At 40.5% G+C, this 472-nt stretch carries 1 pseudogene; it reads right to left on the reverse strand.

From position 1 onward, the window contains the following. Positions 1 to 472, reverse strand: a pseudogene (locus P0G09_RS15575) (DNA repair protein Rad50); the annotation flags it as partial.

The raw sequence follows: 472 nt of genomic DNA on the forward strand, positions 1-472 counted from the left end.
TTTTTCGATTTCGGGATAGGCAAAACGATATTGGAACCTGCCAACACAATTTTTTAGGGATGTGGGTGTTTGCGTAGCTTCAGTAGTATGATCAGTCAGCTTGTCAATGCACTTCTCGGAAGAGTCCATGGTGCCAATGTCAGCGGTTTCATAACGAATATTTACTGTAGTTTTAGCAGGAATAATAGTGGCATAGAAGCGCTGCAAGCGATAATCGCCGTTGACAAAATCGATACAAAAAGTTCCATGCTCACCGGAAACCATATCATATAAAAGCGAAGAATTTCCAGAGGAAATGTATCCGAAAATACGGAGAAGAGCTTTACCGAGACTGGTTTTTCCGGTTGCATTTGCCCCCATCAAAATACCGGCCTTTTTATAACGAAAGCGTTCTCTACCAGCCAAATGTTCAGCTTCGATGATGGAATTAACGATTTTCTTTGGATAGGTAAAATTGATATTGAAATCATTG

Source organism: Faecalibacterium sp. DFI.5.82, from assembly GCF_029076575.1.
In the GTDB taxonomy this organism is placed as follows: Bacteria; Bacillota; Clostridia; order Oscillospirales; family Ruminococcaceae; genus Faecalibacterium; species Faecalibacterium duncaniae.